Source organism: Actinoplanes sp. NPDC051633 (assembly GCF_040681735.1).
Classification (GTDB): Bacteria; Actinomycetota; Actinomycetes; order Mycobacteriales; family Micromonosporaceae; genus Actinoplanes.
This window is the reverse complement of sequence record NZ_JBFAZH010000399.1, coordinates 1-6,169: the sequence shown is the minus strand read 5'-3', so window position 1 is coordinate 6,169 and position 6,169 is coordinate 1. Positions and strand designations below refer to the sequence as shown.

The window sequence follows — 6,169 nt, the reverse complement described above, 5'->3', positions numbered from 1 at the left end:
TCGTCGTAGCGGAACGCGATCTCGTGCTGGCCGAAGTTGCACTCGCCCTTGGCCGACTCCGGCAGCAGCCCGGCGCCGTACATGTCGTTGCGGATCCGGCGCAGCAGCGGCTCGACCCGGGCGGTGCCCAGCAGCGAGTAGTCGACGTTGTACTGGTTCGCCGGGATCAGGTCGCGGTAGTGCTTGTCGAACGCCTGCTCGTAGGAGTCCTTGTAGAGCACGAACTCCAGCTCGGTGCCCGCGTACGCGGTCAGCCCGTGCGCCGCCAGCTTCTCCAGCTGGCGGCGCAGGATCTGACGCGGCGAGGCGTACACGGGCTCGCCGCTGGTCGTCTCCAGATCAGCGAGGACCATCGCGGTGCCGGGCTGCCACGGGACCGCACGCAGCGTGCTGAAGTCCGGTCTCATCACGAAGTCGCCGTATCCGCTGTTCCACGACGACATCGCGTACCCGTCGACGGTGTTCATGTCCACGTCCACCGCGAGCAGGTAGTTGCAGCCCTCGCTGCCGCCCCGCACCACCTCGTCCATGAAGTAGCGGCCGTGCAGGCGCTTGCCCTGCAAGCGGCCCTGCATGTCGGTCAGGGCGAGCAACACCGTGTCGACGCTGCCGTTGTCGACGGCGACGTCGAGCTCCTCGAGATCCATGGGTTCCTTTCGATCAGGCGGTCGGGTCGGCCGGCATGGTCTTTTCGCCGTGCGCGGCCTTCTCGATCAGGTTCTGCTTCGGCCCGGTGAACCACTTGCGGGCGCTCGCGAACCACCAGATCGTCGCGAACGCCACCACCACCGCCACCGCGATGATCGTGTAGTTGAAGTTGCTCGCGGTGATCGGCGAGGCGGTCGGCAGGACGAACAGGATGCAGATGATCACTACCCAGACGATCGCGATCCAGCCGACCGGCGCGCTCCACTTGCCGAGGTTCCACGGGCCGGGCTGGAATTCGTTGCCCAGGCGGCGGCGCAACAGCACCGGTCCGACGTACGCGATGTAGAGGCCGATGACCGCCACCGACGTCGCCGCCAGGTAGGCGGTGGTGTTCCACAGCGAGGGAAGCACCAGGATCGTGGAGAGCGTGACGCACAGCCAGATCGAGTTGGTCGGGGTGCCGGTGCGCGGGTTGACCTGTTTCCAGAGCCGCGACCCGGGCAGCGCGCCGTCCCGGGAGAAGGCGTAGGTCATCCGGGAGTTCGCGGTCACCGAGGCCATGCCGCAGAACCACTGCGCCACCATGCAGATGAAGAGCAGGAAGGCGCCGAGGTTGTCGCCGGCCGCGTCGACGAAGATCTGCGCGGGCGGCAGGCCGAGCTCGGTCGTGCGCGCGCCGTCGTAGTCCTGGATCGCCCAGGTGATCGCGGTGAGCAGGAAGAATCCGGCGATCACCGAGACCACGACCGACATCACGATGCCGCGGGGCGCCGCGTTGGCCGCGTCGTGCGTCTCCTCGGCCACGTGTGCCGAGGCGTCGTAGCCGGTGTAGGTGTACTGCGCCATGAGCAGGCCGATCAGCACCGCGTAGAGCGAGGCGCCGGCGAAGGTGAACCCGGTCTCGTTCTTGACCTCGAAGAACACGTCGGAGATCGACTTGTGCTGGTCGGGCACCACGGCCAGGACCACCACGATCACGGCCACGCCGACCAGGTGCCACCAGGCGCTGACGTCGGACAGGAGCCGCACGAGGCTGACGCCGAACGTGTTCAGCAGGCCGTGCACGATGATGATGACCAGGAAGATTAGGAAGGTCCGGACTTTGGTGACCTCCATGTCGAAGGTCAGACTCAGGAACGCCGACGTGGTGATGGCGGCGCCGAAGTCGATGGCGGCGGTCACCGCCACCTCGCCCAGGAAGTTGAACCAGCCGATGAACCAGGCCCAGGCGGCCTTGTTGCGCTTGGCGAGCGCGGCCGCCCACCAGTAGAGCGCGCCGGCGGTCGGGTATGCGGAACAGACCTCGGCCATCGCCAGTGCGACGAACGTGACCATGATGCCGACGAAGAGCCAGCCGAGCGTGATCGCCATCGGTCCGCCGGCGTTCATGGCTATGCCGTACGAGGTGATGGCGCCGGCGAGAATCGAGATGATCGAGAAGGAGACCGCGAAGTTCGAGAACCCGGACAGACGGCGGTGGAGTTCCTGCTGATAGCCGAGCTGTGCGAGACGTTCCTCGTCGGTGCTGGGGACTTGTTGCGTGCTCATGTATCTCCCTCAGCCAGGGGTCGGCTGTGACGCAAGCCACGGCCGTTGGGTGATGATCTCGCCGTGGTGTTACACGCGTCAATGAGCTGCGTTAATTGCGTTGCCGGTGAAACGGGTGGATGGGCAGAATTGGGCTTACCGGCAGGACTTGAGGCACTCGGCAGGCCTCATCGCGCGGCGGCGTGCGGGCGTGGTCACCTCTCTCTCACGCCCCGCCGCCGCGCTTCTCTTTCCTGCATCGCTGGCTCGGAAAAATCTACAGCGGCGATACTAGAAATCCGGCTGTGATCGGCCTAACATCCAAGGAGTCGGCCACGCACAGCCGGCAGTAACTGGCAGTTGGCACTCCGTTGGCTAAGGAGGACGAGATACCGCAGCACAGCGAATCGACACGTCCCCGACCCGACAAGAGGTGATCGCAGCCGATGCCCTTCACTCAGGCCGACCGCTAGCGGCACGCAAGCGGTGACGGCCTCAGAACTGAACAGCCAGGGCCCCGGTTACCCGCCGGGGCCCTGGATTGCGTAGAGAACCTCCACCCCTCGGTTCGAAAGGCACCATGAGCACAATGTTCGACGACGCGGACTTCCCCGCGTACACGATGGGCCGCGCCGCGGAGTTGATCGGCGTGACGGCCGCGTTCCTCCGCAGCCTCGGCACGGCCGGGCTGATCCAGCCCGAGCGATCCGGCGGCGGCCACCGCCGCTACTCCCGGCACCAGCTGCAGCTGGCCGCGCGCGCCCGCGAGCTGCTCGACGAGGGCATGCCGATGGCGGCCGCCTGCCGCATCGTCACCCTCGAGGACCAGCTGGCCGACGCCCACCGCCGCCTGCTCGAGCTGAGCGGCGCCCGCCCCGACGAGTACGACAAAGCCGGGTAGTTTCGCGGGCATGTGGCAACGCCCCGGCCCGACGGCCCGCCAGCGCCGGAACGACCTGTGGATCGGACTGGCCACGGCGGCGGCCGCCGTGCTGAACGTCGCCATGGTCCGCAGCGTCGGCATCTTCTTCTTCAAGTTCCATCCGAGCGCCCTCGAGCAGTACACGTGGGCACTGGGCATCACGCTCCCGCTGATCTGGCGCCGGACCCACCCCGAGATCGTCACGCTCGTGGTCTCCGCCGTGTTCCTCGGCGGTCAGATCCGTGGCGCGCAGGAGACGCAGTTCGCCTCCGGTGTGCTCTTCGCCGCCATCTACGCGCTCGGCGCCTGGGGGCGCGACCGGGTCCGGGCGCGCCGGGTCCGGGTGATCGCGGTCGCGGCGATGTTCGTCTTCATCTTCACCCTCTGGTTCCTGTCCTTCGACACGCTGAGCGCCGCCCGGCCGGAGGCTCGTGGCCCGGTCACCCCGTTGCTGGGCGCGCTGATCAACACGCTGCTGGTGAACGCGGCGATGTTCGGGTTCGCGTATCTGGCCGGCGAGACCGCCTGGCTGTCCGCGCGGCGGCAGCACCAGCTGGAGGTGCAGGCCGAGGAACTGCGTGCGGCGCAGGCGGAGGCGGCGGAGCGCGCCGTCTTCGGCGAACGGGTCCGGATCGCGCGCGAACTGCACGACGTGGTCGCGCACCACGTCTCGGTCATGGGCATCCAGGCGGCGGCCGCGCGCAAGGCGATGGATCGCGAGGCCACCGGCAAGGCACGGGCGGCGCTGACCGCCGTCGAGGAGAGCGCGCGGACCGCGGTGACGGAGCTGCGACGGATGCTCGGCGCTCTGCGAATGGAAGCGCCCGCACCGGTGGCGGCGGCGGGCCTCGACCGGGTCGAGGAGCTGCTGGAGCGGGTCCGGGAGGCGGGATTGACCGCGCGCTACACCGTGTACGGGGATCCGGTGCCGTTGCCGGACTCGGTGTCGCAGGCGGCGTACCGGATCGTGCAGGAGGCGGTGACCAATACGCTGAAGCATGCGCGTGCGTCCACCCTGGACGTCCGGTTGCGCTACCTCACGCGGGAACTGGAGATCGACGTGGCGGACGACGGGCGGGGGGCCGTTCCGGCGGCGGCCGGCGGCATGGGCCTGATCGGCATGCGGGAGCGGGTGGCGGTGCACGACGGGACGGTCGAGGCCGGGCCGCGGTCCGAGGGCGGCTTCCGCGTGCGGGCACGGCTGCCGCTCGGTGTCGATCCGGGCGGGATGCCCGGTGAGACTCCTCCAGAGATTCCGGCGCAGCGGGTGGCCCAGCCGTGATCCGGGTCCTCCTCGCGGACGATCACCAGCTGGTCCGGTCGGGGTTCCGGGTGATCCTCGACCTCGAGGACGACATCGAGGTGGTCGGCGAGGCCGCGGACGGCCGGCAGGCGGTGGATCTCGCGGGCGCGCTGAAGCCCGACGTCGTACTCATGGACGTCGAGATGCCCGGGATGGACGGCCTGGCCGCGACCCGTTCGCTTGCGTCCGGGGACGGCCCGTCCGTGCTGATCCTCACCACGTTCGACCGGGACGAGTATCTCTTCGAGGCGTTGCAGGCGGGCGCGTCCGGCTTCCTGCTCAAGAACGGCACGCCGGAGGCGCTGGTCGAGGCGGTGCGGGTGATCGCGCGCGGGGACGCCCTGCTCGCGCCCGAGATCACCCGGCGGGTCATCGAGGCCTCCGTGCGGGTCGACGGACCACGCCTGAGCACCCGGCGGATGGAGGAGCTGACGCCGCGCGAGCACGAGGTGCTGGTGCTGCTCGCCGGTGGCGCGACCAACGCCGAGATCGCCGCGGCCCTGCATCTTGGTGAGACGACGGTCAAGACGCACGTGAGCCGGGTGCTGACCAAGATGGGCGCGCGCGACCGTACCCAGGCCGTGGTTCTCGCCTACGAACTCGGCGTGGTGCGTCCTTCGCGAGGATGACCCCCGCGGGTCGTCCGCGGGCCGGACGCTTTTGCGGCCGATCTTCCCTAGCGTGGAAGCCATGACCGATGTGTTGACCGTCGACGCGGTGAGCCGCAGCTTCTCCGAGCGCCAGGTGCTCAAGGACGTCACGTTCGACGTGACGGCGGGCCGGATGACGGGTTTCGTCGGGGCCAACGGCGCCGGCAAGACCACCACGATGCGCATCATGCTCGGCGTCCTCGCCGCGGACTCCGGCACGGTGACCTGGCGCGGCGCCCCGCTGGACCGCGCGACCCGCCGGCGGTTCGGCTACATGCCGGAGGAACGCGGGCTCTACCCCAAGATGGGCATCGCCGAGCAGATCGTCTACTTGGGACAGCTGCACGGCCTCTCCCGCGACGATGCCCGCGACCGCACGATGGCCCTGCTCGAGCGGCTGGGCCTCGCCGAGCGCGCCGACGAGCACGTCGAGAAGCTGTCGCTCGGCAACCAGCAGCGGGTGCAGGTGGCGGCGGCGCTGGTGCACGACCCCGAGGTGCTGGTGCTGGACGAGCCGTTCAGCGGCCTCGACCCGCTGGCCGTCGACGTCATGGTCGGCGTGCTGCGCGAGCGGACCGCCGCGGGCGTGCCGGTGCTCTTCTCCAGTCACCAGCTCGAGCTGGTCGAGCGACTCTGCGACGACCTGGTGATCATCGCGGACGGCGCGATCCGTGCCTCCGGCAGCCGCACCACCCTGCGCGACTCGTACGCCCTGCCCCGGTTCGCCATCGAGGTGGCCGACGACGCGGGCTGGCTGCGCGACGCGCCGGGCGTGACCATCGTCAGCCTGGACGGCCCGCGCGCGGTGTTCGACCTCTCGCCCTCCGCCGACGACCAGGCGCTCCTGCGCACCGCGCTGGACAAGGGCCCGGTCCACTCCTTCGGCCCGGTGACACCCTCCCTGAGCGAGATCTTCCGTGAGGTGACGCAATGACGTCAGGATCGATGACCACCCTCGCCGCCGCCCGACTCGTCGCCGCCCGCGAGATCAAGGTCAAGCTGCGCGACAAGACCTTCATCTTCAGCACGGTCTTCTTCCTGCTCTTCGCCGTCGCCTCCACGGTGCTCCCGGCCGTGCTGGACGGCGGACCGTCCACCGTCGCGGTCCCGCCGTCCGCG

The 6,169-nt window shown here is 69.3% G+C and carries 5 protein-coding genes and 2 pseudogenes; 5 read left to right on the top strand and 2 right to left on the bottom strand.

Features of this window, described 5'->3' with window-relative positions:
- Together AB0M20_RS21800 and AB0M20_RS21795 are read right to left on the bottom strand one after the other, a co-directional pair.
- A pseudogene (locus AB0M20_RS21800) lies at positions 1-647 on the bottom strand (glutamine synthetase); the annotation flags it as partial.
- Positions 648-660: 13 nt separating this feature from the next.
- On the bottom strand, positions 661-2,196 hold the full coding sequence (locus AB0M20_RS21795; RefSeq protein ID WP_364300815.1) for an amino acid permease: 1,536 nt from the start codon (positions 2,194-2,196) through the stop codon (positions 661-663).
- A gap of 568 nt (positions 2,197-2,764) precedes the next feature.
- Between AB0M20_RS21795 and AB0M20_RS21790 the strand changes: the two genes are divergently transcribed.
- The 5 genes and pseudogenes from AB0M20_RS21790 to AB0M20_RS21770 form a co-directional block, all read left to right on the top strand.
- Positions 2,765-3,076 (top strand): helix-turn-helix domain-containing protein, encoded by a 312-nt coding sequence (locus tag AB0M20_RS21790; protein ID WP_364300813.1) that lies wholly within the window; start codon positions 2,765-2,767, stop codon positions 3,074-3,076.
- 10 nt (positions 3,077-3,086) lie between these two features.
- Positions 3,087-4,379 (top strand): sensor histidine kinase, encoded by a 1,293-nt coding sequence (locus AB0M20_RS21785; protein WP_364300810.1) that lies wholly within the window; start codon positions 3,087-3,089, stop codon positions 4,377-4,379.
- Entirely contained in the window at positions 4,376-5,029 is a 654-nt protein-coding gene (locus tag AB0M20_RS21780) for a response regulator transcription factor (protein ID WP_364300808.1), read from the top strand. The genes AB0M20_RS21785 and AB0M20_RS21780 overlap by 4 nt, the downstream gene beginning before the upstream one ends.
- Before the next feature lie 61 nt (positions 5,030-5,090).
- Entirely contained in the window at positions 5,091-5,984 is an 894-nt protein-coding gene (locus AB0M20_RS21775; protein ID WP_364300806.1) for an ATP-binding cassette domain-containing protein, read from the top strand.
- A gap of 11 nt (positions 5,985-5,995) precedes the next feature.
- Positions 5,996-6,169, top strand: a pseudogene (locus AB0M20_RS21770) (ABC transporter permease); the annotation flags it as partial.